This window comes from Lewinellaceae bacterium, assembly GCA_020636135.1.
Taxonomy (GTDB): Bacteria; Bacteroidota; Bacteroidia; order Chitinophagales; family Saprospiraceae; genus JAGQXC01.
In genome coordinates this window covers 2,567,434-2,592,971 of record JACJYK010000001.1, presented here as the reverse complement: position 1 = coordinate 2,592,971, position 25,538 = coordinate 2,567,434, and the positions used below count along the sequence as shown (strand labels likewise).

Here is a 25,538-nt window from a genome sequence, read left to right as displayed (position 1 = left end):
ACAAGCGGGTAGGGGGTATCCCCTATGTGGAGCCCAGTTTTATTATAAACTATTTCATTACCAGGTTGGATAAACAACGGCTTACAGTGTAATTGTAACAGTAACTGTCAGCACATACCTCCATCGTTTTATTTTTGACAGTGAGACATGGTTTGAGCGCTTATTTAATGTATCGTAAGATGGTAAGATACCGAGGGGATAAACGGCAGGCCCTGCCCATAGCGGATGGTCGAATAATATGGATCACGATAAATACGTGGTAATACCGTATTCTGCTGGTTGTAGACATTGATCAGACTCAACTTGATTTGATGGTGTAATGCCTTACTGGACCTGAGTTCCCAGGTGGCGGAGAGATCAAGACGATGGTACACGGGCAGGATGAGCAGTTGGATATCCTGATCACCGATTTCAAAGTCCTCTATGAACTGTTCGTGATTGTCGTAAACTTCGTAATTACCGGGAGTCAGAACGGCACTTGTGCCACTGGCAAATTGCCAGGTCATCGATAATTGCCACCGGTCATTGATGGACCAGATACCCATGGCATTAAAGACGTGCGGTGCTTCAAATTCATACGGCACGATGTAGTCGAGATTTTTACCCTCAAAATACCGGTTACTCTTGCTGAAGGTATAATTGGCCAGAAGGTGAAAATCTTTCCAATGTTGCTGAAGACTGGTCTCGATACCCCAGCTTTCTCCATCTCCTATGCTGACGTCGTCTTCCCAGATGGAGGCATCCACATTGTCCAGTGGTCCGTAATTCAGATAGCCAGGTTCGTCTCTGAAGTTGACCAGACCAAACATCCTTTTGTAGTAAATGCTGCTTTTAAGCAAAGTGTTTTCTGAGAATGGGTGACTCCAGCTTATGCCAGCCTGCCAGGATTCCTGCGGCGGGATTTGTGTTGTTGACGGCACCCACAATTCATTAGGCAGGCCATTATCGGTAGTGGTAAGCAGATGTTGGGGTTGGTAAAGTCTGTTAATAGAAAGACTGATGGCTCCTTTTTTCATCTTGCGGGAGACCAGTAACCTGGGTTGGGCTGAGAAAAAGAGGTCGGTTCCGTTTGAAAAAAGAATGCTGTTGATCCCGAAACGAAGATTCCATTTGGGATTGATTTCCCAGGTATCCTCTGCGTAAATGGTTGCTTGTTTACTGGTGAAGGAAAGATCATCAAATAAGGTATCTGAAAGGGAAGGAAGCCTGGTGCCGATCTCAAAACGGGGGTTTTGGCTGGCATCTTCACCGTAAGCAATTATGCCCGGCACATATTGATGTAGCGCAGCGGCAAAACCCAATTTTAGACGGTGTTTGAAGTTGATCAGATATTCCAGATCGCCTTTGATCCCGGTCTCAAGGATGGAAGACCGGAATTCGCTGATCTCGTAATATCCGTCCGCTTCCTGGCCCGTCGTCCTGATCTTTTCGGAGTAAGCGTTGATGGAATGGTACCGGTAACCACTGTGGTAGGCATTTATTTTTAAAAAGGCATGACCGTTAATCTCATGCAGCCACTTGATGCCGGCCGCGGTGTTCCCCCAATAAAACTCATCCTGATATTGATCCACATAGGTTGTATCCAATCCCCCGTCGAAAGGATAGCGGTTTATATCCAGGTGATTATTTGACCCGATATAACCGTTGAATACCAGTTTATTGGCCCGGTTTAATTCGATCATCGATTTGGCGTAGAGATCCCAGAACCTGGGTTTTAGATAACCATCATTATCATAAAGAGCCCGGTTCTGATGCGTATAGGCCTTGATCAGACTGCCCGCGTGACTGACTTGTCCAGCCAGCATTATGGTGCCTTTTTGATGAGCAATGGGTGTTTCCAGGAGGACATGGGTGTCAAGCAACCCGGTAGAGGCATCCAGTTTCTTTTGAGTACGGTGCCCGTCCCGGATGGTAATTTTTAAGAGGGAGGACAAACGGCCATCATAGGCAGCATCAAAGTCCGATTTACTAAAATCCGCTTCCTGAACTGCGTAGGAGTTAAAGATGGAACTGATGCCAAATAGATGATAGGGGTTAAAGATGGGGATGTCTTCCAGCAAGATCAGATTCTGATCTGCATTACCGCCCCGAACATGTAATCCACCGAGGCCATCGCCCCCGGAAATGACTCCGGCATTCAGTTGCAGGTACCGTAATACATCCATGGATGAGCCGATGGATGGCAATGCATGCAGGGTCTTCAAGGGTAAATTTTGCTCCTCGGATTGGTAAAAGGGTAGGGCGGTGGAGGCCATGTTTTCTGCATTGACCACCACTTCCGGGAGGTTAACTGCTCCGTTGAGCCGGAAGTCCTCACGGATGGGTTTAGAAACCTCCTTTTCAATGGATTGTGTCTCATAGCCGATGTAGGATATCGACAATTTTAAGGGTCCTTCCGGAACCAGTAACTGATAATAGCCAGCATCATTACTGGTTGTGCCGGTTTGATAGTTTAATAGCAATACATGAGCTCCCGGTAAGGACTCTCCGGTCTGCTGATCGTAAATGAATCCCTGAATTAAGTATTTTTTGCGTGGAAACAGAATCAGTTGATCACCGATGATCCGATAATCCAATTGTAAGCCATCCTGAATTATTTTGAGGTTGTTTTTCCATCCGGCTGTGGGATTCAATTGAATAATCGAAACGCTGGGTTGATCTAAAATTGACTCACTGTAACCCAGTCTAAAGGGTAAATTTTCCTGGAATTTTTCTAATACGTTACGAATGTTTTCGGATGATGGGGATGTATTTTGTGATATAGAAGGGAGAGACAGGCAAAAAAGCAAAGTGCCTGTAATTGACCATTTTAACAACTGCCTGCATTTTTGAAGTATCATCCGGCAAAGCAATATTCCTGAATTGGAAAGGTCTTTCATCAGCATCCCTGTCCGGTAATCTGGTATTCTGTTTCACTCAGTTTCTCAATTTGGATATCCAGCAATGTTTCCAGTATGCGAAACAATACAGTTTTGTCCGGGTAATCCAACGTGAAAGTCACTTTACATTGAAAAACTACCGTGTTGTCTGTCGTAAACCGGACATGGTATTTGGATTCTATTTCCTTGATGATTACGCCTAGTTCGGTTTGTTGGTAGTTGACCGGTGGTAGCATCCAGGCTCCGGCGGGCTGATCAAGTGGTATTTTTTCCAGGTTCGATGGAGATGCCTGGCCGGACTCACCTGCTGCTAGCTCGATCTGATCCTGTTGATTGTTTGTCAATTTTACCCGACCTGTTGAAACGATAACTTTTAACTTTGACAGATCGGCACGTACTTCAAAAGAAGTGCCTACCACGGTAACGTTTCCCTGATCGGTTATTATTTCAAACGGGCGGCTTGTATTGGGAGCAACCTCGAAAAATCCCCGGCCTGAAAAGGTGGTCCTCCGGACGTCCTCTGTAAAGTGAACTTCCAGCTTACTGTCCTGCTTAAGCCAAACGGTGGATCCGTCTTCCAGGTGATATTGCTCCACGGGTCCCTCAATGACCAGTGTTTTTCCTTGCACCGATCTGGTGAGCAGGACGCCAATAATTCCTGAGGCGATCAATAGGAAAATTGCTGCCGCCACCGACCAATTTCTTAGGGTGATGCGACGGTTATGACTGCTGATTTTTTTTTGAACAGCGGCATATTCCTGTTCAAGGTCAAGATGCGGGACAGAATCGGGATTGCCTGATGTCCGCCATGCTTCACGCGCTTTGGCTGCTTTTTCCTGATTAACTGCAGATTGCAGCAACCACTGGTCCAGCTCCTGCTGTTCCACCGGGGAAAGTCCCTGATCTGCTTCCTTGAGCACTAGTTCAATATACCGGTCTTCGTCGTTCATTCGTATTCCTTTCTTTAGACAATTCTACGGCAGGCATCCCCTACGGCCGATGAATAAAATTGAGTAAAACCCATATCCACAGGAGCAATGGTTTTAAGTGTGATGCCAGGATCTTATGTGCTTTGGTCAATTGATTTTCTACGGTCTTCGGTGATATCCCTAACTGACTGGCGATTTCTTTAAGTGATAACTCTTCCAGGCGACGCAGCACAAAAACGGTGCGGCAGGCATCAGGCAAACGCTGGATCCCGGACTGGATCGACTTTTCCAGATCCTGGATATGCATGTTGTCGTGTGCATCCTGAGCTGGGGCCAGTGTTTCAATCTGATCGGTAAAATCAAGTTTTTTCTCCTTTTTGAGTTCGGTGATGCATCGGTTGCGTACGGCGGATAATAAGTAAGATTTGCATGCTCCGTGGATCTGGATTTCGGATCGTTTTACCCATAACCGGACAAAGACATCCTGTGCAATGTCCCTGGCCAGGGATTCATCCCGAAGCATCACAAATGCCAGGTTAACCATGGCCGGGTGATGGCGGTAAAAGAGTTCCTGGAAGGCCGCTTCATTTCCTGCCTGGATGCGTTGCCATAGTTCGCGGTCCGTCATCCCGAAAATTATTGAATATTTACCAACCGTACCCACTTTTGGATAAAATCCGCGGCCAATAGCGTGTCCTAAGGTAACCACAGAGGACCACAGAGTCTCGCACAGAGGTACACAGAGTAATAGTAATTGAAACATTGAAATGGTGAAAGGAACTCAATGGCTATGCAGTAACGATCCATTGATGCTCTCTGCTAATTTATATAGTTATCTGTCATTTCGACTGAAGGTGAAGGATGAGCCGAAATGGAGAAATCTCAAGTGCGACCTTTAGTGCTCCAGGGTCAATATGAATGTATCAATTAACAATAACTGATGTTGCAAGGAAGTCCCCTCCGAGGAGGGGATTTAGGGGTGGGTAATATGCATAAAACGGGTCAATATCCGGATTGCCTTACGGCCATCCTTGGGGCTCCAAGGTCAACCTCCCCGCCAGGCGGCCAATAGCGTGTCCTAAGGGAACCACAGAGGACCACAGAGTCTTGCACATAGGTACACAGAGTAATAATAATTGAAACATTGAAATGGTGAAAGGAACTCAATGGCTATGCAGATTTGATCCGTTGCGGCTCTATGCTGATCTATAAAGTTATCTGTCATTTCGACTGGAGGCGAAGAATGAGCCGAAATGGAGAAATCTCAAGCGCGACCTTTAGTGCTCCAGGGTCAATATGAATGTATCAATTAAGAATAACCGATGTTGCAAGGAAGTCCCCTCCCTGGAGGGGATTTAGGGGTGGGTAATATGTATAAAACGGGTCAATATCCGGATTGCCTTGCGGCGATCCATAGTGTTCCAAGGTCGACCTCCCCGCCAGGCGTCCTAAATCTTGTAAAAGACTTGAAAGCATATATGCACAACGAGTTTGAATCAGAAGACATTGCTGGGAACTCTCTTTATTGCGGTTGTGTACATTCCCGGGAAAAGAAGAGTAAAACAACATACAAGGCTGGTAACAGTTGCCTTTCCATACTTTTAATGAACTTGGAAGCCTCTATCTTTGTGGATTTGCTCCTTCACAATTTGCAGGAGGAAGGATTCCATGTAATAACCAAACACGACTCCATTCTTGTTCCGGAAAGTCAGTTTGAGGTAGTCAAAGCACAAGTAAGTCAGATGTTGGATGCCGAACTGGGAGAAGAGAGGTATAGGTTGAAGCAATCTTGAGATTTTGGCTATGTGCTTTGAGTTCTGAGGGTACTTTAGGTAATTTTTAACAGTCCGATGATAGTCTCTAAATCAACCGACTATGATGAAATTATTAAACTTCAAGTAGACTCTCATTTCAAACTTTTATCTTAATTGAGAGAAATTAATATTTTATCAAACTATAAACACTTTTAACCTGAGTAATTTTAATCAACTTTAATTAAGTTTATTAGTTCTCCTTCTCCAAAATAGTAATCAGAAGGTTCAAGTTCAGGATGAGCAAAACCATCATCATTTATTTCGGAACTTATTTGGAATAAGCCTTTTTTAATTTTTTTAATGCTAACGATCATTGCAAATTTATAATTAATTATATCTTTATTGTTAATAATTATCTCAATAATATTATGATCTGTTGTTGTAAGTGTAAAAATGTATATTGGGTATGAGTCACATTGTATTATTACTGAATATAAAGTATCATTTTTTTGTACATCCAAGATATCAATATTCTTTATTAATTGATGCTTAGACTTTAATATTGTGTCATGTTCTATCGTAAAATCAAGATTCAAGGTATCCCAGTCATATGCAATTTTGTAATCTTGGGTAATCTTTTCGAACTTAAGTAATCTTAATTTTCTCGCATTTATTCTATTTTCCTCTTCTAAAGACTTTTTGTCGTTTTCATTTGAACTTCCACATGATACTAGCAATAGAGTTGCGATAATTACTTTGAAAATTATTTTATTCATATTTTATTTATTTATGCAAACAAAATGATCAATGATTTAAATTACCAATTTGTTATAAAAGAATGGTTATATTATTGTTGTGCATTTTTGCTAAATCATCTAATATTATTAAAGATCAAATTAGCTAGTTTGGCATATGGTAATACTCTACACTTTCGTTAAATCCGAACTTTAGTATATCAGCATACAAGATATAAATATTTTTGAGTATTACCTTTTGCATTGACCAATTTGTTCTTGTGTTCATTGCTGAAAATTATATTGTCAGATTTGATTTTATTAACATACTTGCAACTATGGGCTAAGTATCGGACATGATAGATGAATCCAATTCATATTGACTATATTTGTTGAACATGATCTGTATCACATTGTGGAACTATTCCAAGGAAAAATTGTGGATATGTGCTTATATTTGGAAAGGTGATGTGCTGAAGCAGCGCCTCTCTTCTTAACAAATCTGGGGAAGTGAGAACTTTTATACTGATACTCTTTTCATGCATACAATTCATTGAAAATAGCAATGCTAATCAGTTATGTCATACCTTATGGGATTCAGAACTCATTTCCTTCAATTATGAAGATGACACAACGGAGAATACCTATCGTGGAAAGGATTTCGCTGAAGTTGCTTATTATATTTCGAATACGGGAAGAGACTGTGATGTTGCTGAATTTTATCAGGCTATTGAACCCGATTACGGGGTAAAAGTTTTGACTACTAGTGGAGATATTGAGGATGCGGAGTTAATACTTGTCCCTGCAAGAATTGAAGAAGGAACATATGAAATCGAGATAACACGCAAAGGTAGTAACATCTATAAATTGGAAGGAACTAAATACTATATCGAAACAAGGTATTGTTACGAGTATGCAACTTACGATGATGCCATTCTAAAAGTGGATAATAATTACGGATATACTAAAGGAAAGATATACTTTGACTAAAATAATTTGAAATACAATAATTTATTAATATTCGTTTATTTATTTGAGGATAATAACAAAACTACATATATGAAAATTTTAGGAATTTTAGTTTTTAGTATATTTACGACTCTTTACATATTTGTTATTAAGGCTATTTTTGCGAATAAAACATCAAAGGTGATAGCTGGAAGTGCTGTAGTTCTTTTATCTTCATTTATTTGTTATTTAACCATAGTGAATCCTAATCCTATTGAAGCTCCAATTGCTTTCTTAATTATAGCCCTACTCGCTTTTTATTTTTTTGTATATCCAGCAATAATTAAGGAAAAGGATAATTCTATAAATTCTAAGATTCGAGAAAAAGTTAAGGATGTTATTGACAAAAATCTTTGACAAAGTTAACGTCACGTTAACCTTTACTCAGTATCTTGAATAGTTTATCAAGTTATGAAATTTCATTACTAAGGATTGAGTTTGCCAATTCGTTGAATGGAGAGCTATGGGAAAGAAGCTAATACAGTTAAAGCAATCTTGAGTTTTGAGCGATGTGCTTTGGATTGTATGAAGAAATTAGGTTAAAAATTGTGATAACCAGTAAAATGATGAATTTGGACTTGAATAATATATATGCGCTTTTAAATACCTCAATAGTTTAACGATTCGTTAAATATTTGCACTTTATACTATGGAAATCGTTTGGTTTTCATTTATACCACTTCATTTGATGGCTATGGTAAGGTTTCCAAATCCTCACAATAGACTTTGAATAAGGCGTCCTTTAGGTATTGTCCTAACAATATGAGACCCAACTGAATTTCAATTAATAAACCAGATATTGAAAATTTCTCATGATGTTTCTAAATTTGGAAGGTTAAGGCTCTGAAGCAGCTTATCTATCCTGAACTAATTTTGTGAAGTGAGGACATTTATACTTTTGCTCTTTTCCTGCATACTTTTCAATGAATGTATCAACACTAATCAGCATGGAAAGAACATCTATGATGGAGCGTATTGCGCCGAAGTCACCTATTACAATCCGAACACCGGTAGAGAATCTGAATATACATTGACAATCGTAGTTGATGACAATGAACTTGATAGGATCAACTTTCCAAATGGACATTTGGGTAATGATCACTATGAGCATACTGAATTCGATTGGGAAGGTTATTTAAACTTCACCTCTGAAAGAGGATATGAGTACTCAGTTCAAATAATTGGTGAGGCAAGTGGATGTTATGATGATTTGCCAAAAGCGATTCAATGTTTGGGGATAACAAAGGATGGTTCACGGTGTAAACGTTTAACTGACAATCCATCGGGCTATTGTTGGCAACATGAACGTCAGGAAGATTAACATAGATTCATTGTAAATGAAGGACTATTATTACATACTCGGTTTAAGGCAAGACGCTACAAACGAAGAAATAAAGAAAGCATATAAAAAGCTTTCATTAAAATTTCATCCGGATAAAAATGAAGGAGATAAGTTTTTTGAAGAACGATTTAAAGAAATTCAAGAAGCATATGATATTTTAATTGATGCATCACAACGAAAAATATATGATAACCAAATAAAGAGAAATCAGTATTACGCTTCAAACAATCAGACTTCAAATTTCAGCCCAGAAATAGTATATTTTTCTTCAGACAAACCCTCATTCAGGTATGGAGAACAAGTAATCATTAAATGGAAAGTGATAAATGCTGACAAAGTGATAATAAAACCTTTCGGGACTGTTGAGCCGATAGGAACAAAAACATATAAAATTAATGATTTTAGAAATGAAAAGATCAAATTAGAGTTAATTGCTGAAAACACCTATATTTCGAGAAAAGCTGATAAAAGTATCTATTTGTCAAATGAAACATACTCAGAATTATATCAACACTTTAAAGGTCGAATAATCAATGAGATTAAAGAAGAAGAGCATGACTCCTTTGGTGAATCCGAAGAAATTCAAGGTGCTAATTATTTAAACGGTATTGAATTGGTAAAAAATCATAAAGATTTGAATTTTACTTTTTGGGTAACAATTTGTTTTAGTGGATTATTTATCCTTGCTTCCATGTACTCTATTATTAATAGAAAACCTTATATTTTCTATTTTAGTGGTGGAATGTTTTGTATTCTATACTACTTCATAACCGCTAAAAGTTATTTAATTAAAATTCTGAAAGACGATTTTTCAGATAAAATAATATTAACAAGATTTTTAAATTTCTGCAGTATTGTAACGTATTTGAATGCTGCAATAATATTAATTGCTGCCCTAGTTTATGGAATATTTACTATTAAGATAAGTTTCGAAAATCCAATTACCCTGATTGAACTCAGTTATGTAGCTTTGCTACTTTTAGTAGCTTATTCAATGATGCATTTTGTATTTACAACAAAAAGAATATTCAAAGATATTGACGCGGCGGAAGTAGAATATGTCGAAGAAGTAAATGAATAAAACTTGATTAAAGGTCGTTATTATTTATTAAGTGAATGTTGATTTCGACCTGAAAAAAAATAAATATGGACAAAATTGCTTAGTCCTTTTCGCAAAGAACAACGAAATCATTGGTCGAAGTGAGATGTATAAGGCCAAATTAGGAATGGAAAATGGAATTGCTTCAGTCAAACAGAATGCTCCTATATCACATATTGAAGACCTGTATGAGTAATTCTAATGACCAAACACAACTCCATACTAAGTAACGTCATACCCCGAGTCTTTCCTTCTTTTTTTCGATACCCCCTATGTCGAATTATCAGAATCAGATTGACCTTGTATAAGAAAAGAGATGAGTCTTAAATCGCTTATTTACCTTGGAATTTATACTGAACTTTGAGGTAAATCCATTCGTTAGCTTACAATCACTGTTAATCTAGTTCTGTTAGCTTGAAGGTTGCTAACATACACAGGATTCAAACATGGAGGCCCGAAAAGAACCTCCATGTTTTACCTATGTTTTACCCATTTTTGTTAAAACCCTCATTTTACTGGGGTTTCAGGGATGCTCTGGTGATCCCGACAGGATTCGAACCTGTGACCTACTGATTAGAAGTCAGTTGCTCTATCCAGCTGAGCTACGGGACCCGAAACAGGGCACAAAATTAATAGATTCTTCAAGAATTGAAAGTCATCATCAAAATGCTATTCATTCCAGGTCTCATCATGACCTTCCCTTCATGATCGGACAATAACCATCCAGCCATGAGTATTTAATAATTCGGACTAGCCATTCGTAACATAATTCCGGGTGATTTCCTTGACGGATGTAGTACCTGCTAATTGCATATCCCGGATCAGTTCGGTTTTGAGAATATCCAGAGCTAATTCCACGCCTTGTTGCCCAAAAGCGCCCAGGCCCCAGCAAAAGGGTCGTCCAATACCAACAGCACTTGCTCCCAGCGCCAGTGCCTTGAATATATCCGTACCTCTTCGGATCCCTCCGTCAATCAGAACCGGAAAGGCTCCATCAACCGCATCTACAACCTCTGGCAAGCAATCAATCGTTGCCCGGTTACTTTCCAACTGTCTGCCTCCGTGATTTGATACCACAAGTCCGTCCACATTCCGCTCCTTGGCCAGTAAAGCATCCTCCCTGGTCACAATACCCTTCAGCACGATTTTCATATCGCAATTGGTCCGAAGCCAGTCGATCATATCCCAGGTCATGCCGGGATCCGTAAAGCTCATACCCTTCGGCAGTATGTCCTTGAAATTGCCCATTTCAAGTTTTCCATCTGCAATCATCTGCAGCAGGGTTGTACCGTGGTTCTCCCGGTTGCCCACAACCGGCGTGTCCAGGGTCAGAAAACATACTTTACATCCCGCCTCGGCAGCTTTGTTGAGCAGCGCTTTGGTGACACCCCGGTCGGGTGAAGGGTAGAGCTGAAACCATAAATCGGCTCCTGAACCTTTGGCAATATCTCCTACCGAATAATTTGAAACGGAGGAAACAACCATCTGATGATTCTTTGCTACCGCTGCTTTGGCAGTAGCGATTTCCCCATCCGGATGAAAGAATTGCTGGAACCCAACCGGACTAATTATTATTGGATTGTCCAGTTTTTTGCCAAAAAGCTCAACAGTGGTGGAAATATTTCTCACATCGATCAGCCGCCTGGCCCTGATCTGGATTTTTTGATAAGCCGCGTGATTCGCTTTTACGGTATTCAAATCATCTGCGCCGCCATTCAGGTAGTTTAAAGCGTCCTCGCCCATGACCTGCCCCGATCTTTTTTCCAGGTCAAAAATGTTCTTAAAGCTGCTAAAATCTATTGCTGCGTTGGACAGACTGGTATGATCATCCGTATCAATGGTGCATCCAAAGGGGAGAGAGAGGATAATGGATGACAGGCCAGCCCATTTCAAAAATTGCCTGCGGTGAATATCTTGTTGGCCGTCCGGAGTTATCATTTTTGAATTATTGCTATTTGATTTGAATCTTACCTATAATAGTCTGTGGTATTTTGAATTTCATGTAACTAATTCCGATGGTCGGAATGCATATAATGTAACCGGATTAAATCCCTGCCAAAGTCACCGGTAAAGTCCCTCCATACACTGTGGATGTGATTGGCATTGTTCTGGGTATTGTCAAACTCGATTAAGAAGGTCTTGCCCTGTACCCGGTAATAATGGCCTTCGCCGGCATGGGTACTACCCGCCCAGCCAAACATGATTGCATTCATTTCTTCCTTTTTTAGGTTGGCCATTCTTTCCATCGCCATATCCACGGGCATACTGGAAAGGTATTCCTGAATTATTTCAAGAAGGATCCCTTGTTGAGATTCATTTAGTTCACCATATGGAATGCCTACCGGATCCAATGGACTTGCTTCCGGAGAATTAGATGTTACAATTTCATAAAAGGGTTTTTCCTGAAAAATCGCCTTCTGTTGCTGATTAGCAGTGAGTGAATGAACCAGATCGAAACCTAAATCCTCCTCCCGGCCCAGGGTTCTTTCTCCCTTGCGTGGACCATAAGGTATGGTAGCGGGGTTTGCTCCCAGGAACCGGGGTGCAATAGAGGTCTCTCCATTCGAAATCGTAAAATTCAGAGAAATATGGTGGCCTTCAAATCGCCAGGACCACAGACTGTCAACCTCAGGATTACCATAAATGGCCACATAATATTTATCCGGATCCCGCATTACCGAATCCCCGGACATTTCCAGCAGCACATTTTCAAGGTCAATTATTTTTGTAGTTTTCGAATATCCCTTTTCAGAAAGTGCACTGTGCAAGAGCTGAAAAAACAATTCTTTCTGATCAGCACGGAGGTTACCAAGCTGCAGTCCCGGTCTTTCCCAGGTACTGCTCGGAATAAAATGCCAGTTCGATTTTGAATCGTCATCAAAAGGCAGCATGATTTTGCTTTTCTGATCCGGGTCCAACGACCGGATAAATCGAAGCGCCGGGTTATTATCAATAATGGTGAATGCAGCTGATGAGATAATTAAGAATAGGAGCAACAGTTTGATCGGGGTTTTCATTCCTATATTTTTTTATTCTAAAAGTTTGTATCCATTATGTCATTAATCGGGCCGCGACTTCCATGCATCCCCGCCCATTGTGGTAATTCGCTTTCCAGGGGCCTGCCTTGTCATCGCGTATATTAGGTGTGCCATCATCCAGAACACTCCAGAACCACTCGCCATGATTTTTGTCGATCAGGTTTTCTTTAATGTATTCCCAGATTCGATACGCCAACAAATAATAATATGGATTGTGGATGATCTGCCAGGCATTGATAAGTCCTACAACCGCTTCGATTTGCGGCCACCAGTGCCGCTCGCGGTCAACCGTATCACCATGTTTTTCGTACCAGATACCACCCTGTGGTGCCAAGCCCTCTTTGATCACAGCCTCCACCATATGCAACGCAATCTGGTGCATACCTGCCACCATATCAGGGTCGCCCGCCGTTTCGCAAGCTTCCGTTAACAACCAGCTGGCTTCAATATCGTGACCATAGGAGATTGTCCCTCCCTTCCGGTTCCAGTTCGCATCGAAAAAGAGGATCAGGTGGTGTGTTTCCGGATCGATAAAATGGTCGGTGAACAATTGAATGAGATTTTTCAAACGCTCCATGAGCTCCTGGTCCGGGTTTACCCGGGCGTACAGGGTATAGGCTTCCAGGATGTGCAGATGGGTGTTCATGGTTTTCGCCTCATTGGCATCCTTCGAAGAAAGCCGCATATCCTGCAGGAGCCTCCATTCGCGATCGAAAGCCTCGAAATAGCCATTTAGTGATTTATCAAAACTATGTTTTTCAATAAGTTTAAAAAGCTCATTCGCCTGCGACAATGCAGGTGCTGAACCGGTAAGGAGATGGTATTCACTGTACGCGTAGATACCAAAAGCTTGTGCGTAGATCTGCTTTTTGGAATCCAGTGGATTTCCCAGAGCGTCCAGCATCCAGTACAATCCACCGTATTCACGATCCCAGAAATGTTCTTCCAGATAACGGAATGTATGATCTGCAACATCCTTGTAGACAACCTGATTTGTCTTCCTTGCGGCAGCAGCATACGTCCACAACAAACGGGTATACAGGATGATGCTCCGCGGATGCGACCGGTCCAGTACGCCTTCTCCACTGATGCGGCCATACCAGCTGTGTGTAGCCGGGTCCCATAATTGCCCGATCCACCAGTCGAGGATGCTGGTAAGCTCATTATTCAACTCCTCCGCAAAGGCTTCGGGTCCCGGAATATCGAAGTGTTCATTCATGAGATGATACCTTCGTCCAATAATTTCTTTAGCTGCTGTTCATTATGATGGATCAGATCCATACGCTGCTGCACGCATAAGGCAGTATTTCCGGGATCGGCCGGTGTGTGTATGACGTAATCCAGCAACCGGTCCACCGTCGTCGTTGCAACATGAAGCCTGGTATCGGAAGAGCCGTAATAAATGAAGACTTCATCCCGCTCATTACAGATCCAGCCGTTGGAAAAGGTAACGTTCGAAACATCACCTACCCGTTCGTCACCTTCCGGAGCGATCAGGTAACCTCCCGGCTTATGGACGATCTTCCAGGGCTCATCCAATGCCGTGAGGAAGAGGTAAAGGGTGTAACGCAATCCTGCCGCAGTATTGCGTACACCGTGCGCCAGATGCAGCCACCCGGCAGAAGTCTTCAGGGGTGGGGGGCCCTGGCCGTTCTTGACCTCTTTGATGGTGTGATAGACCTTGCTGTCTATAATTTCTTCGTGATCAACCTGGGCATGTTCCATATTGCCGGTGAGACCCCAGCCAATTCCACCACCTGATCCAACCTCGATAAATCCATCCTGGGGTCGGGTGTACAAACCGTATTTGCCATCGATGAATTCGGGATGCAATACCACATTACGCTGTTGACCTGAGAAGCTGATCAGGTCTGGCAGACGTTCCCAGCGGATCAGGTCTTTGGTTCGGGCGATGCCACAATTAGCTACCGCGGCAGTGGTATCATGGGGTAGCTTTCTGTCCTTTCGTTCGGTACAGAACAAGCCGTAGATCCAGCCATCTTCGTGAGCAGTCAAGCGCATATCATAGACATTGGTGTCCGGGTCTTCCGTTTCAGGCATCTCGACCGGATAGGGCCAGAAGCGAAACTGGTCTACCCCATTAGGACTTTCAGCAATGGCAAAAAAAGACTTGCGATCGTTCCCTTCCACCCGGACCATCATCAGGTATTTTCCCTGCAAGAGGATAGCACCGGCATTGAAGGTTGCATTGATGCCCATCCGTTCCATGAGGTAAGGATTGGATTTGGGATCCAGGTCATACCTCCAGGAAATTGGGATATGGGCAGCGGTGACAACTGGGAATTTCCAGCGGCTGAAGATCCCATTGCCCGGGATGACCGGTTCATTTTTCCGGGCGATCAGCGCCGTGTGGTTGTGGTATAATTGCTGCAGGCGTTCTTTAAATTGTTCATTCATCATTCGGGGTTTTCATCACGTTCTTATTTGCCGTTTTCCATTTGTCTTTCACCTTTCACCTTTCACCTTTCACCTTTCACCTTTCTCCTTTCTCCTCATTTCCTCATTTCCTCATCAATGATAAAGATCCGGCAATTCACTCACGGTGAGCACCCGCGGATCCTGGACGAATTTCACAAAGTCTGCTGCGCTCGCATGACCACGATACGGGCCATAATGGTGATTGGTACGGGCATTGCGCCAGACCATCAGATAGGCGATACGGCTCGCGACAGGGTCTCCGGCTATAGCTGACCAAAGGACGCCGGTCCACCACTCCGGGTCGGGAATGCCATTGAGGCCGGTTTCACTCAGCACGGGGATCTTACCCCGCGACTCGGCCAATTCCACCAGAAAATGCAGACGTTTGGTCAGGTCACCGGCATGGTCCCTTTGGCCCACATCGTGGTAGTCATCCAGGCCCATGAGGTCCACGTATTCGTCACCGGGATAAAATTCAAGATAGGCGGTGGTGTCCGGAACCACATCCGGGGAATAGCAGATCAATACATTATCCAGCCCCCGTTCTTTGCGTAAATAATCCACGGTAAACCGGTAAAGGGCAATGTAATCTTCTGCTGTTGTGTGCCCCTTGCCCCACCAGAACCAGCCTCCACTGTGTTCATGGAATGGCCGGAAAATAACCGGGATCCGCTTTTTGGACAAAAGCCCGGTTCGCAGGGAACCAATAAAATCACCGACTGCTCTCAGCTGGTCAAGATAAACCTGATGCTTAGGTCCGCCCGGCAGGATGTCATGGATGCATGCGGTATTGTCCCAGGCGCTACCACCGGTGCATGGGTTGTTCAGGTGCCATGAGATGGTGTTGACGCCGCCAAGGTGATAGGCTTCCCGGATCCATTTACGCATATCCTTAAACCAAACGGTGTCCAGGCTGTATTCACTTTGGCCGATGTGTCCGATCTCCCAGCCAAAAACCGCCGGGTAATCGCCACAGACATCTTTGATGTCCGACCGGTGTCGCTCCTTCTTCCAATGGACACCGTAAGCCAGATCATCCTGGTGGCCAAAAAGAACATTGGTTTTTGCCAATGACTGCAGGTTGTCGAATAAATGCCGGGTCTGCTCACTGCGTGGCTGTCCGATACAAAGGACCGGTATATAGCATGCCAGAAGATAACTTGCCCAGCGTAAAGTGACTGAAAATTTCATTGATGGTGGTTATATGGAGTCCTCCATAGCTTCCAGGGAAACGCCTTTGGTCTCAGGCATCATGAATAGCACAAATAGTAACTGTAGAAACATCATGATGGCAAAGAAAGTAAAGATGGGGCCTCCGGAAAATTTATTCAAAATAGCCGGCATAACCAGCGTGATGATTGCTGCAAATACCCAGTGCGTCCCGGCTCCCAGACTTTGGCCATAGGCGCGAACTTCATTTGGAAAGATCTCGGATATGAATACCCAGATGACGGCTCCCTGACCTATGGCATGGGCTGCAATAAAAATGAAAAGATAAATAGGTACCGACAGGGAGGCGAAATCTTCGATAAAAAAGGCCCTTGCAACAAGACTCAGGGATATCAGGTAACCGATGGACCCGATGAGCATCAATCGTTTTCTGCCTGAGCGGTCAATCAATATCATCCCCAGCAATGTAAAGAGCAGATTTGCCAGTCCGATTCCTGCGGTAGAAAGCAATGCCGTGCTAGCTCCCATGCCCGCTTCCTCAAAGATCCTGGGTGCGTAATAAATGATGAAATTGATGCCGGATAATTGGTTAAATGCAGCAATTAAAAAAGCCAGTAATATCGGTTTGCGGAACCGGGAAGAAAAGAAGGCATGTTCTTTCCGGACGCTTTTGGATGCCCGGATGGTTTTGACTTCCTGGTCGATATCCGCGACGCCCATCATTCCCAACACTTCACGCGCTTCCGTTTCCTGGTTGCCATGCAGAAGCAACCAACGGGGGCTGCGGGGAACACCAAATACCATGAACAGGTAGATTGCAGCCGGTATGGCTTCCACGCCCAGCATCCAGCGCCAGGATTCGGCTCCAAGGTTCCCCAGCAAAAAGTTGGACAGATAAGCGATGAGGATACCTACCACAATGTTTAGCTGGAATAATATGACCATGCGGCCGCGCTGGGCCGGGGGAGAGATCTCTGAGATATAAGTCGGTGCGGCAACGGAAGAGATTCCTACGCCAACACCTCCGATGAACCGGAAAAAGGAAAAACTGTAGGGTTCCGGAGCCAAACCTGAACCCAGAGCAGAGACCAGGTACAAAACACCTACCCAGATCAGTGTCTTTTTCCGTCCCCAGCGATCGGTCGGAATACCACCACCCAATGCCCCGATGACAGTGCCCCACAGGGCCATGGACATAATGAAAAAACCGTGGAACAGATCCCCGGTGTGCCACAATTCCTGTATCGGTTTATCGGCGCCGGAAATAACAGCAGTATCAAAGCCAAAAAGAAATCCGGCAATTGCCACCGTAATTGACCAGTACCAAAGTTTTCGTGTTTGCATAGCTCCCATTTTGCATTGCCTAAGATAATTAAAGTGATGGGAATTGGATGTGCCGAAAGCGAGCTTACCTTAAGTGCCTGGGAATATGGTCTTAAGAATTGGAATGGAAGAACCGTGGACTATTAGGGCAGCAAGCCTAATGCTTAATTAAGTTAACTTCATTGTGTCTTGCCGTAAAACCACCTATTTTTGAATCTCAATAAACCATCGAAAACATGAGGAAGCTGGGGATTTATTTTGTGTTGTCCACTTGTCTGTTGGCATTTATGCCTCCGGTCCAGGGCCAGATCCTGAATCGCGTGCTCGACAAAACGATGAATAAGGTTAACAATGCGCTGGAAGAAAAGGCTTCTGACCTGATTGCCGACATGCTTGCCCGCCAGCTGGAAAAACAATTGGACCATTATTGGGAAGAGCTGACGCGAGAAGCGGTACGGCAGGATTCCATTGATCGTGCCCAAAAAGGAGATACGGCTTATGTGGACGCCAGCGAAGCGGTTTCCAGATACCTGTCCAATATGAATCGTGCTGCAGATGTCCCGGAAGAATATGTATTCAACTGGAAATTTGATTGTGTGATGGGCACCGGCAAGGAGGAAGATGAAAGTGTGTTTTATTACAGCGAGGGGAGCCCGGTTTTCGCCATTGAACAGGAAGAAAACGGAGGGACCAATCTCATTGTCATTGACCTCGATAAGGATTTGATAGTGATGTTTCAGACCAGCAAGAAGGGTGAAAAAACCGCTCAGGCATTACCCAATATGATGAATTTTGCGGGACGTGCCGCTGCCCAGTCCATGGATTCCGTGATGGCCAATTATCACATCCGCAAGGGCAACAAACAAAAAATCGTGGCCGGATATTCATGCCAGCAGTACCTCGCCGAAGATGATGATCATACGTATGAGATTTATGTGGCTCCGGAATTGAAAAATATCTGGAAAGACACGTATGGCAGCTTTATGCAACGGTTCACCAGCCTGGAATATCAGGATGAGTTTAAAAAGGTGGAAGGAATGGCGATGGAAAGCACGTCGACATCCAAAAAGAACAAGAAGGATGTCAACACGTTTGAGGTCACCAAAGTTGACCACAACGATGTCAAAATACAAAAAGGTGATTACCAGTTTTCCACACAATAAACCTTCCGGATCCACCGTTTTGGTGAAAACGATCTGAGTATGGCTGTTACTTTTCGGGTATGGTTAGGCTACGGATTAGCTTTTCTTACCGTTCTGATTTTTACCCAGGTATTGCAGGCCCCCCAATACAATCACTGGCTTACCAATGTTGCCTTTCAGTTGGACATGATGTTCACCAAAATTTACATCTGGATGTATTTTATCCTTGCTTGTGTGGTCACCAGCACAGCAGGTATTATCTGGTCCTACTTTAATCAAAAACAAAATCTGATGCAGGCCTTTATCGGTGTTTGGCTGGCCGTGTTGGCCGGAACATCCCTGCTGGTATTGATCAGTCAGTTCTGATCATTGCTTCGGATCAGCTCTTCTTCAGGCCACATCTCACGTACTTCATCTGAACTTTTTTCGCTGAGATTCCGGAAATAGGTCGGATCATTTATTTGACTTGACCACTTTGCGGAGATACGTTTTTTCCTGGTTGTCAGTCATTTTTAAATAATAGACCCCTGCCGGGTATTTGGCCAATGGAATTCGCAGGCTGTTTTCCCGTGGGGTGAAGGTCGCCTGGCGAGTGCCCTGCTCATCAAAGAGTTCCAGGATTCTTCCCTTCAATGCGCCTTCGACATTGATCCAGTCTTTACAGGGATTGGGGTACACCAGTAACGACGAAGAGGAGTCAACTACCGCATGGGTAGCCGTTGTGAGCGTACCGATCTTCAAATTGTACAGGTTGCGACCAAATCCTCCCAGTAATTCCTCATCGGTAATATAAAGTGTGTTTTCATCCAGGAAGCAGACCGCCTCCTTCTGTGAAAAATTACCCAGTTTTATCACCTCGTATTTGCCGCCAAAAAAATCGTCATCGACGAAATCATAGAAGACCCAGAGCTTATCACTTGAAAGCAGGCAGAGCTTGGTGCCATCAGGGCTGACATCACCAGCGGTAATCCAGAAATTCAGCATGGAGGTTCCGCCGGAAGACCAGGTGGCTATTTTTTCAGCAGTATAGGTGCCGGGGGTGTCCGGTATCCGGTAAGTGTGTATCTCCCCGTCAAAGGGTTGTGTCCGGTTTTTAGTGGTCAGATACAGATGGTTGCGATACCAGTACAGTGCCTCACAATCAAAGTTAAGACTATCCTCCGGGGGAGGAAAAGTATGTTGATCTTCGTAGTGGAAATAGATCACTTCCGCTTCCACAACCGAATCGGATGTGGCGTCCGGATTGGTTATTTTAAAGATGGTCAGGTCTGTATTTGAGTTGTTGTTATTTCCGATATTCCCGATGTAAAAATTTCCGGCATCGTCCTGAGTGATATCTTCCCAGTCGCGATTCCAGGCATTCTGGATCCGTACCGTCCGTAATAGTTGACCACTGGTATCACACAGATAAAGCTCGGGTTCTCCTCCTGAATCATTGAATGTCCAGATTTGATCCGGACCGGTCAGTTCAATGCCGGAGGTTTCATGGACTTTTTTAGGCAGCTGGGTCACCAACCGTAAGTCTTGCCCATTCATCGTGAGCGTGGACAATAGCATTCCAGCCGCAAGTAAACTACATTTAGAAAGATTTGACGCCATAGTAATTTCAGAAAGGGCCACAAGATAAGTAACATATAACATACCAGGATCTGCACTGGGTTTCAGCTTCTATTCCACGTATCTTTTGTAATCTGGAATCTGCCACAACAACAATAATGGTGTGATTTCCATTTGACGGTAAATCTATTTTCATGTTAAGGCAGTGATTATGGTGCTTTGATCCGGAGTCTTTGTAGTTTCGGCCGCTAATTTTTCCTAATGGAAAAAACGTGGAGTCACCTGGCGGCAGTAGCCACCATTATTACGGCGGGCATTAACATCATTACTGTCCTTCCTTTCATGGTGGGAGCTGCAAACGACTATCTCGGATTTACCAAAATCCAATTGGGTTGGTTCGCCGCGGCAGATACATCCGGGGTGATGCTCAGTGGTATTTCGACGTATTACCTGGGCAAAAGAATGTCTCTGAGAAAACTTATTCTGGGCGGCTTGGGTGTCCAGATTTTGCTGCATCTGATCAGCCTGTTGCTGGCCCAGCCAATCGCTCTGATCGGTGTCCGTTTTTTGGCCGGGTGGTTTGGAGGATTGGCTTACACTGCAGCGTTAAGTTATTTTGCCCGTCTGAAGCGGCCGGAATTAGGATTTACCAGCTACATCATTGTTTACAGCATCATCAGTGGGCTATTGCTGATGATTTATCCATACATCCTGGGGATAAGCTATTATTTTGGTTTCGGGATTTTATTCCTGTTCAGCGTCATTGCTTACTTCCTGGCCATGCGCGCCTTTCCGGCATCTTCTGAACCGGCTTATAAGCCGGATCGCCAGGTACTGACCGGTGGAAAAGTGGGCTGGGTCCTGATCGCCTTTCTTTTCTTTCAATGCAGTAATTCCACCATCTTTAGTTTTAGTGAACGGCTGGGACATGAAAACGGGCTCTCGCCCGCCTTTTTAGGCTTTTCCATCGGGTTAAGCATCTTTGTCGGTTTGATTTCCGGTTTCCTGGTTCTGCTTCTTGCCCGGTTTTTATCGTACGCCCATCAGATCTTCCTGGGTCTGTCGCTCATGTTCTGCTCCCTTGCCATCCTGCATTTATGGCCGGGAGTCCCATTGTTCTATCTTGCTGGAATAACCTTGCTCGGATTTGGGTTTACCATTGTGCTTCCAAATTTGTTCAGCGTTCTGGCCAGCAAGGATCCTTCAGGCAGTAAAGTGGCACTTGGTACCATAACCAATTGGCTTGGCCAGGCAGCCGGACCGGCACTCTCAGCATGGTATATAGCCGGGGGTAATTTTAGTGAGATTGTGATCCCGGGAGGCATTTTTTTAATCTTTTCAATGTTATCCATGTTTATTAATGCGTTCACAGCTAAATGAATTCCATGTCATTTGTCAAAAGAGCACGACATTTCTTTCTGACCACCATCCTGGGGGGACTGCTCGTTATCCTGCCATTGACCATCGTTTTTATCCTGGTCAGGCTGGTGTTCCGGTTTACTTTCAACCTGATCCAGCCCCTCACGAACCTGATTGACATCCACAAAGACCTCAACGAATTTCTGGCCAGCCTGATCGCATTCGGCGTGGTGATCGCCTTCTTCTTTTTTGTGGGCCTGTTCATAGAGACCCAGTTGGGCAAGCGCATCTGGCATCAGATTGAATCCCAGTGGTTGGGCAAGCTCCCCATGTACAACATTATCAAAGAAACCGTGCAGCAGTTTTCTGGTCAAAAAGAGATGCCTTTCCGCAAGGTGGTACTGGTAGATCCCTTTAACACCGGAGCGAAAATGACCGGATTTATCACCGATGAAACAGACGGCATTTACACGGTATTTGTCCCTACCGCACCTAACCCCACCAATGGATTTGTTTTCCATATGCCTGCCAACCAGGTTGAATTGCTAAATGTCGAAACCGATAAAGCATTGCGTTCGATCATCGCCATTGGGGTTGGTTCCCAGGACGTACTCAACGCTCCCAGGAAATCCAATACCCAAAGTACGGCTACCTCCACCGTTAACGAGATGGATGAAGTGGAGCGATAAACCCGCTTCACTAGGCATGCATTAAATCAATCAGCAGATTTTTAGTAGGACTCGGTCTGAAGCAGATGTCCGAATTATTTGCTCTCCGTTTCCGTTTCTTTTATTTGGAGACTTGACAGATGATAACAAAATATCATTTCTTAAGAGCTATTCGTGAATCAGCGTTTATCTTTACAGATAGCGGAAGAATTGATAAACTATGAGGGCGTATTTCCTTTTAACCAATTTACTATTGCTGCTTGGTGCCACGCAGAGCATTGCACAGAATATGGTCTTGCGGCACAACCTGTTGGGGTATCTACCCGATGAGAACAAGCGGGTTATCCTTATGGCGGAAAAGCCGGTCGGGGAGGGCACGCTGATCTGGCGGCGCCTGGCAGATCTGAAAGCCTATCCTGTAAACCTCCAGCCATTGGAGCAGGAAGGTTGGGGTAACTGGAACTATTATGCTATTGATGTCACTAAACTGAACACAGAAGGGGCATATGTTCTCTATCGCGGAAATACACCGGTGGACACCATTCATGTCGGCCCCTCCTTATATGGTGAGGCGCGCGAAGCAGGACTGGAATTCATGCGTCAGCAACAATGTGGATACAATCCTTTCATCGGGAATTATTGCCATGCTAAAGATGGAATTTCATTTTATGGTCCTCAGGGTGATAGTGTGGTTATCGATGCCAGAGGCGGATGGCACGATGCCGGCGATCAGTTGAAATACATGATCACGGCGACCTTTGCCACCGGGATATTACTGAAAGCCTATGAGGATTATCCCGGAGGCTGGAACGATGGTTACGATGAACTCGGGGACCCGGGAGCCAACGACTGGGAAGATATCCTTGATGAGGCGCGCTGGGGACTCGATTGGATCATCAGGATGCATCCGGATCCTACCAGCCTTTTTCATCAGGTGGCCGATGACCGTGACCATATTGGATGGAAGTGGCCGCAAGCGGACTCATCCGATTACGGTTGGGGCCCCAATTCCTACCGGCCTGTGTATGCTGCCAATGGCCTTCCGCAGGGTTTGGGCAAATACAAGAGCCAGGCCACCGGTATTGCCAATATCGCCGGCAGGGCAGCAGCTGCGTGTGCCATTGCCAGCCGCATCTGGTGGAATAAGGAGGAAGTGGTCAAGGCTGCATTATACCTGGATGCTGCGGCACATCTGTACAACCTGGGAAAAGATAAACCCGGGTATCAGCAGGGTAATTCTTACGGGGCACCATATCGTTACCTGGAAAATACCTGGGCTGATGATATGGAATGGGCGGCAGCTGAAATGTATGCCACCACCCGGGATCCTTCCTTCATCGATGAAGCCAAGAAATATGCCCGGATGATTGGGGCTCACAGTGTGCAGCGCTACGACACTGCCCGGCATTATGAGATCTATCCGTTCGTCAACATGGGACATGCAGCCCTCTTTCCCTGGGTAGACAAGAAATTCCAGGATACGCTGGCAGGCTATTACCGGGAGAGCCTGGAAGCTACACTCGTACGTGCGGAACAGTCGCCATTCGGGGTAGGACATCCATTTATCTGGTGTTCGAACAATGTCGCGGCTGCCCTCATCATCCAAATCATCGAATATGAAAAAATGACCGGTGACATCACCTATCATCCGCTGCTGCTCCGTACGAGGGATTGGTTATTGGGGACCAATAGCTGGGGCACAACGATGGTCACCGGTGTACCCTTTGATGGAGATTACCCGAAAGATGTACACACCAGTATCTATGCGCTCACCCATCAGGTCGTTCGCGGGGGACTAGTGGATGGACCGGTGAAAGCCAGCATCTTTAAGCAATTACAGGGCCTCACTATGCAGAATCCGGATGAATATGCAGCTTTCCAAAATCCGACAGTGGTCTATCACGATGATATCGGGGATTATTCAACCAATGAGCCGACAATGGATGGTACAGCCACACTGATCTATGTGATGGCTTATTTTGCCGGACATTAAATCACTTCATCCATCCCGCCAGGCTCTAAGCCAGGTACTCCTGAATAAATTCCCAGGCAACCCTTTCTTCCCAGGTTTCGGTGGTGCCTGCCAGGGGAAATCCTACGTGGCCTCCTTCCTTGGGTGTCAGGAGATGGAGGAATCGGGAGTCTTTAGCCCGTTCGTAAGGGTAACTGGGAGTCTCTAAAAATGGGTCATTCAATGCATTGATCAACAGGGTAGGACGCCGTAAGCCTTGCAGGAAATTATTTGCCGAGCCCTGCTCGTAGTATGCATAGGCGTCACGAAATCCAAATATTTTTGATGTATAGGTGTTGTCAAAGTCTTCCCAACGTTTGACTTCATTCCAGCGATGCATATCAAGAACCCCGGGAAACAGCCGATCCTTTGCTTCAAACTTCTCTTTTAGATTCATCCGGAACCTGCGGGTGTAGATCCAGTTATCCCACTGATCCAGACGCCTGCTGGAACTGAGCAGGTCGGTTGGCACGCTTACAGCAATACCCCCGTGGATGGTATCCGGCAGTTGCTCACCATGCGAGCCCAGGTATTTCAGGACCACATTCCCACCCAGGCTGAAACCTATCGGCACGATCCGGTGGTATTCTCCACTTGCGTTTAATTGTTCCAATAGGTAGGTCAGATCCCTGATCTCGCCGTGATGGTAGGACTGCAGGACCCGGTTAGGCTCACCACTGCAGGACCTGAAATTAAGTGCGATCACATCCCAGCCCCGCCGGTACAGGAAGTCTGCCATTCCGCGGATGTACTGACTGCTGGAATCTCCTTCCAGTCCGTGGCAAAGAAATGCCAGGTTTTTACTGTGTTGCCTTAGGCTGTCCAGATCAACAAAATCACCATCTGGAAGCGTGATACGCTCCCGCATATATTCAGGCCTTACTTTCCTGAAAAAATAAGGATACAAGGTTTGCAGATGACCGCTTGGAAGATACCAGGGCGGCCGGTAGGATGTCCCGTCCAAAATAGGCATACCTGCAAAAATAGGTTTTATCCAAGATTGGTGGCCGCCGTGTTTTTTCAGGCTATTGCTGCTTATCGGTCTATATTCATGGAGGTTAGAAGCCGGTACGTCCTCACAATCAT

23 protein-coding genes and 1 tRNA gene are annotated in these 25,538 nt (G+C 44.7%); 11 read left to right on the top strand and 13 right to left on the bottom strand.

What is annotated here, in order from left to right:
- Positions 1 to 164 precede the first annotated feature (164 nt).
- The 3 genes from H6570_09955 to H6570_09945 form a co-directional block, all read right to left on the bottom strand.
- Positions 165 to 2,633, bottom strand: a complete 2,469-nt coding sequence (locus tag H6570_09955) for a TonB-dependent receptor (protein ID MCB9319595.1) — start codon at positions 2,631 to 2,633, stop codon at positions 165 to 167.
- Between the two features lie 245 nt (positions 2,634 to 2,878).
- Positions 2,879 to 3,829 carry a FecR domain-containing protein gene (locus tag H6570_09950; protein ID MCB9319594.1) on the bottom strand — a complete coding sequence of 317 codons (951 nt, stop codon included), beginning with the start codon at positions 3,827 to 3,829 and terminating at the stop codon, positions 2,879 to 2,881.
- 40 nt (positions 3,830 to 3,869) lie between these two features.
- The gene (locus H6570_09945) at positions 3,870 to 4,436 is read right to left on the bottom strand and encodes an RNA polymerase sigma-70 factor (protein ID MCB9319593.1); all 567 of its coding nucleotides are present in this window, start codon (positions 4,434 to 4,436) and stop codon (positions 3,870 to 3,872) included.
- A 694-nt stretch (positions 4,437 to 5,130) separates the two neighbouring features.
- Here H6570_09945 and H6570_09940 point away from each other — a divergent pair.
- A complete protein-coding gene (locus H6570_09940) occupies positions 5,131 to 5,601 on the top strand; it encodes a hypothetical protein (GenBank protein ID MCB9319592.1) in 471 nt (156 codons plus the stop codon).
- Positions 5,602 to 5,789: 188 nt separating this feature from the next.
- On the opposite strand, the gene H6570_09935 is transcribed toward H6570_09940, so the two are convergent.
- On the bottom strand, positions 5,790 to 6,338 hold the full coding sequence (locus H6570_09935; GenBank protein ID MCB9319591.1) for a hypothetical protein: 549 nt from the start codon (positions 6,336 to 6,338) through the stop codon (positions 5,790 to 5,792).
- 468 nt (positions 6,339 to 6,806) lie between these two features.
- On the opposite strand from H6570_09935, the gene H6570_09930 reads away from it, so the two are divergent.
- The 5 genes from H6570_09930 (at position 6,807) to H6570_09910 (ending at position 9,941) form a co-directional block, all read left to right on the top strand.
- Positions 6,807 to 7,286: a hypothetical protein gene (locus H6570_09930; GenBank protein MCB9319590.1), complete on the top strand. Its 480-nt coding sequence runs from the start codon at positions 6,807 to 6,809 to the stop codon at positions 7,284 to 7,286.
- A gap of 69 nt (positions 7,287 to 7,355) precedes the next feature.
- Positions 7,356 to 7,661, top strand: a complete 306-nt coding sequence (locus H6570_09925; GenBank protein ID MCB9319589.1) for a hypothetical protein — start codon at positions 7,356 to 7,358, stop codon at positions 7,659 to 7,661.
- A 523-nt stretch (positions 7,662 to 8,184) separates the two neighbouring features.
- Positions 8,185 to 8,625: a hypothetical protein gene (locus H6570_09920; GenBank protein ID MCB9319588.1), complete on the top strand. Its 441-nt coding sequence runs from the start codon at positions 8,185 to 8,187 to the stop codon at positions 8,623 to 8,625.
- Positions 8,626 to 8,641: 16 nt separating this feature from the next.
- On the top strand, positions 8,642 to 9,727 hold the full coding sequence (locus tag H6570_09915) for a DnaJ domain-containing protein (GenBank protein MCB9319587.1): 1,086 nt from the start codon (positions 8,642 to 8,644) through the stop codon (positions 9,725 to 9,727).
- A 31-nt stretch (positions 9,728 to 9,758) separates the two neighbouring features.
- Entirely contained in the window at positions 9,759 to 9,941 is a 183-nt protein-coding gene (locus tag H6570_09910; GenBank protein ID MCB9319586.1) for a YegP family protein, read from the top strand.
- Positions 9,942 to 10,280: 339 nt separating this feature from the next.
- Here the strand turns inward: H6570_09910 and H6570_09905 are convergent.
- From H6570_09905 to H6570_09875, 7 genes are all read right to left on the bottom strand, one after another.
- Positions 10,281 to 10,357 (bottom strand) — tRNA-Arg (locus H6570_09905).
- Positions 10,358 to 10,495: 138 nt separating this feature from the next.
- Positions 10,496 to 11,683: an alpha-hydroxy-acid oxidizing protein gene (locus H6570_09900; GenBank protein MCB9319585.1), complete on the bottom strand. Its 1,188-nt coding sequence runs from the start codon at positions 11,681 to 11,683 to the stop codon at positions 10,496 to 10,498.
- A gap of 68 nt (positions 11,684 to 11,751) precedes the next feature.
- On the bottom strand, positions 11,752 to 12,762 hold the full coding sequence (locus H6570_09895) for a DUF3500 domain-containing protein (GenBank protein MCB9319584.1): 1,011 nt from the start codon (positions 12,760 to 12,762) through the stop codon (positions 11,752 to 11,754).
- 34 nt (positions 12,763 to 12,796) lie between these two features.
- Complete coding sequence (locus H6570_09890) at positions 12,797 to 14,002, bottom strand: AGE family epimerase/isomerase (protein ID MCB9319583.1); 1,206 nt, start codon at positions 14,000 to 14,002, stop codon at positions 12,797 to 12,799.
- Entirely contained in the window at positions 13,999 to 15,204 is a 1,206-nt protein-coding gene (locus H6570_09885; GenBank protein ID MCB9319582.1) for a glycosidase, read from the bottom strand. The genes H6570_09890 and H6570_09885 overlap by 4 nt, the downstream gene beginning before the upstream one ends.
- A 111-nt stretch (positions 15,205 to 15,315) precedes the next feature.
- A complete protein-coding gene (locus H6570_09880) occupies positions 15,316 to 16,413 on the bottom strand; it encodes a beta-mannosidase (protein ID MCB9319581.1) in 1,098 nt (365 codons plus the stop codon).
- Between the two features lie 9 nt (positions 16,414 to 16,422).
- Positions 16,423 to 17,736: a sugar porter family MFS transporter gene (locus tag H6570_09875; GenBank protein ID MCB9319580.1), complete on the bottom strand. Its 1,314-nt coding sequence runs from the start codon at positions 17,734 to 17,736 to the stop codon at positions 16,423 to 16,425.
- 215 nt (positions 17,737 to 17,951) lie between these two features.
- Here H6570_09875 and H6570_09870 point away from each other — a divergent pair, with 215 nt between their 5' ends.
- Complete coding sequence (locus H6570_09870) at positions 17,952 to 18,878, top strand: DUF4412 domain-containing protein (protein ID MCB9319579.1); 927 nt, start codon at positions 17,952 to 17,954, stop codon at positions 18,876 to 18,878.
- A gap of 39 nt (positions 18,879 to 18,917) precedes the next feature.
- Positions 18,918 to 19,223: a hypothetical protein gene (locus H6570_09865; protein ID MCB9319578.1), complete on the top strand. Its 306-nt coding sequence runs from the start codon at positions 18,918 to 18,920 to the stop codon at positions 19,221 to 19,223.
- An 87-nt stretch (positions 19,224 to 19,310) separates the two neighbouring features.
- Here the strand turns inward: H6570_09865 and H6570_09860 are convergent, their stop codons facing one another.
- A complete protein-coding gene (locus H6570_09860) occupies positions 19,311 to 20,393 on the bottom strand; it encodes a T9SS type A sorting domain-containing protein (protein ID MCB9319577.1) in 1,083 nt (360 codons plus the stop codon).
- Between the two features lie 282 nt (positions 20,394 to 20,675).
- Between H6570_09860 and H6570_09855 the strand changes: the two genes are divergently transcribed.
- From H6570_09855 to H6570_09845, 3 genes are all read left to right on the top strand, one after another.
- Positions 20,676 to 21,794, top strand: a complete 1,119-nt coding sequence (locus tag H6570_09855; protein ID MCB9319576.1) for an MFS transporter — start codon at positions 20,676 to 20,678, stop codon at positions 21,792 to 21,794.
- Between the two features lie 5 nt (positions 21,795 to 21,799).
- Positions 21,800 to 22,462, top strand: coding sequence for a DUF502 domain-containing protein (locus H6570_09850; GenBank protein ID MCB9319575.1), 663 nt, complete (start codon positions 21,800 to 21,802; stop codon positions 22,460 to 22,462).
- A gap of 268 nt (positions 22,463 to 22,730) precedes the next feature.
- Positions 22,731 to 24,434 (top strand): glycoside hydrolase family 9 protein, encoded by a 1,704-nt coding sequence (locus H6570_09845; GenBank protein MCB9319574.1) that lies wholly within the window; start codon positions 22,731 to 22,733, stop codon positions 24,432 to 24,434.
- 25 nt (positions 24,435 to 24,459) lie between these two features.
- Here H6570_09845 and H6570_09840 read toward each other — a convergent pair whose 3' ends face one another.
- Entirely contained in the window at positions 24,460 to 25,425 is a 966-nt protein-coding gene (locus H6570_09840; GenBank protein MCB9319573.1) for an alpha/beta fold hydrolase, read from the bottom strand.
- Between the last annotated feature and the right edge of the window lie 113 nt (positions 25,426 to 25,538).

Coding starts and splice junctions, on each gene's coding strand:
- H6570_09950 (MCB9319594.1), bottom strand. CDS start 3,829: ATGAACGACGAAGACCGGTATATTGAACTAGTGCTCAAGGAAGCAGAT.
- H6570_09945 (MCB9319593.1), bottom strand. CDS start 4,436: ATGACGGACCGCGAACTATGGCAACGCATCCAGGCAGGAAATGAAGCG.
- H6570_09940 (MCB9319592.1), top strand. CDS start 5,131: ATGTTGCAAGGAAGTCCCCTCCCTGGAGGGGATTTAGGGGTGGGTAAT.
- H6570_09935 (MCB9319591.1), bottom strand. CDS start 6,338: ATGAATAAAATAATTTTCAAAGTAATTATCGCAACTCTATTGCTAGTA.
- H6570_09925 (MCB9319589.1), top strand. CDS start 7,356: ATGAAAATTTTAGGAATTTTAGTTTTTAGTATATTTACGACTCTTTAC.
- H6570_09915 (MCB9319587.1), top strand. CDS start 8,642: ATGAAGGACTATTATTACATACTCGGTTTAAGGCAAGACGCTACAAAC.
- H6570_09900 (MCB9319585.1), bottom strand. CDS start 11,683: ATGATAACTCCGGACGGCCAACAAGATATTCACCGCAGGCAATTTTTG.
- H6570_09895 (MCB9319584.1), bottom strand. CDS start 12,762: ATGAAAACCCCGATCAAACTGTTGCTCCTATTCTTAATTATCTCATCA.
- H6570_09890 (MCB9319583.1), bottom strand. CDS start 14,002: ATGAATGAACACTTCGATATTCCGGGACCCGAAGCCTTTGCGGAGGAG.
- H6570_09885 (MCB9319582.1), bottom strand. CDS start 15,204: ATGATGAATGAACAATTTAAAGAACGCCTGCAGCAATTATACCACAAC.
- H6570_09880 (MCB9319581.1), bottom strand. CDS start 16,413: ATGAAATTTTCAGTCACTTTACGCTGGGCAAGTTATCTTCTGGCATGC.
- H6570_09875 (MCB9319580.1), bottom strand. CDS start 17,736: ATGCAAACACGAAAACTTTGGTACTGGTCAATTACGGTGGCAATTGCC.
- H6570_09870 (MCB9319579.1), top strand. CDS start 17,952: ATGAGGAAGCTGGGGATTTATTTTGTGTTGTCCACTTGTCTGTTGGCA.
- H6570_09865 (MCB9319578.1), top strand. CDS start 18,918: ATGGCTGTTACTTTTCGGGTATGGTTAGGCTACGGATTAGCTTTTCTT.
- H6570_09860 (MCB9319577.1), bottom strand. CDS start 20,393: ATGAATGGGCAAGACTTACGGTTGGTGACCCAGCTGCCTAAAAAAGTC.
- H6570_09855 (MCB9319576.1), top strand. CDS start 20,676: ATGGAAAAAACGTGGAGTCACCTGGCGGCAGTAGCCACCATTATTACG.
- H6570_09850 (MCB9319575.1), top strand. CDS start 21,800: ATGTCATTTGTCAAAAGAGCACGACATTTCTTTCTGACCACCATCCTG.
- H6570_09845 (MCB9319574.1), top strand. CDS start 22,731: ATGGTCTTGCGGCACAACCTGTTGGGGTATCTACCCGATGAGAACAAG.
- H6570_09840 (MCB9319573.1), bottom strand. CDS start 25,425: ATGCCTATTTTGGACGGGACATCCTACCGGCCGCCCTGGTATCTTCCA.